At 70.7% G+C, this 1,173-nt stretch carries 2 protein-coding genes; one reads left to right on the plus strand and one right to left on the minus strand.

What is annotated here, in order from left to right:
• Positions 1 to 456, plus strand: a 456-nt coding sequence (locus tag ACFW2E_RS47370) for a histidine phosphatase family protein (RefSeq protein ID WP_384478501.1), incomplete at its 5' end; no start/stop codon positions are given.
• A 176-nt stretch (positions 457 to 632) separates the two neighbouring features.
• Here the strand turns inward: ACFW2E_RS47370 and ACFW2E_RS47375 are convergent.
• Positions 633 to 1,145, minus strand: coding sequence for a PadR family transcriptional regulator (locus tag ACFW2E_RS47375; RefSeq protein WP_384478504.1), 513 nt, complete (start codon positions 1,143 to 1,145; stop codon positions 633 to 635).
• Positions 1,146 to 1,173: the final 28 nt, after the last annotated feature.

A 1,173-nucleotide genomic window follows, 5' to 3' on the forward strand; every position in this document is an offset into this window, starting at 1 on the left:
GGGGCCCGGCCAACCGCCGACAGTAATGTCGTCTCCCCCACCGTCCGCTGCCGGGAGACGGCCGAGGAACTCGGCCTGAACGCCACGGCCTCACCCGAACTCAGCGGCCTGGACGTGGGCCGCTGGCGAGGCCGCACGCTGGACGAGGTGGGCGCGGCCCGGCCGGAGGAGGTGGCCCGCTGGCTGGCGGATCCACTGGCCGCGCCGCACGGCGGGGAATCCGTGCACCAGTTGTGCCGCCGCGCCTCGAACTGGCTGGACGAGGCGTCACAGTTCTCCGGCCGTACAGTGGCGGTGGTGGAGCCGGAGATCGTCCGCGCCGTGACCGTGTCCGTGCTCGGCGCACCCGAGTCGGCTTTCTGGCGGCTCGACGTACCGCCCCTGTCCGCAACGGAGTTCAGCGGCCGCGCCGGCCGCTGGAACGTGACCCTGGGGAGCACGCTGGGGGCGGCCTGACACGGCCGGTTCCCCGGTGACCCACCGTCGCACCGTCTCACCGTCTCACCGCTAAGGAGCCCAGGAAGGCGGCAAGGCCGACGCGCAGGCCGCCGGTGTGTGCCCCCGGCCTCACAGGTGGATAGCCGGCCGAGGGACGGGCCGGACACGGCGAGCGCCGCGGTCCGCTCCGCGCCTCAGGCGATCTGGTCGGCTGCCCACTGGGCCCACTCGCGGCGCATGGCGTTGAAGCGCAGGCCGTACTCGAGGGCGATCCGGCCGTAGACGGAGAGGTTGTCGTCGTCCCAGTCGATGGCCTTGGCCAGCTGGTCGAGCTCCTCGTAGGCCTGCTCGGACAACTCGGTCAGCTCGGTCAGGTACGCGCGCGCCTGCTCGGACTTGAGCACCCCGAGGAAGAAGACCCGCAGCAACAGATCACTACGGGTGTTGCGCTGGGGTTTCGTCTCGGTCAGCCAGTGCCGCAGCTCGGCCATCCCCTCGTCGGTGAGGGCGTATTCCTTGCGGCCGCGCGGCCCCTCGGCCGCCACCGTGATCAGACCGGTGCCCGCGAGCTTGGTCAGCTCCGTGTAGATCTGGCTCTGCGTGGCCGGCCAGACGTTGGCCAGTGAGGTCTCGAACCGTTTCAGCAGGTCGTACCCGCTGGCGGGGCGTTCCGACAGAAGGCCGAGGAGTGCGTGTCTGAGGCTCATGCCCCCACTCTACATTCCAGTATTGACA

Origin of the sequence: Streptomyces sp. NPDC058964 (assembly GCF_042741275.1) — a bacterium.
Classification (GTDB): domain Bacteria; phylum Actinomycetota; class Actinomycetes; order Streptomycetales; family Streptomycetaceae; genus Streptomyces.

What these genes read in the sequence shown, in the direction of transcription:
- ACFW2E_RS47375 (WP_384478504.1), bottom strand. Translation starts at nt 1,145, where the DNA reads ATGAGCCTCAGACACGCACTCCTCGGCCTTCTGTCGGAACGCCCCGCC.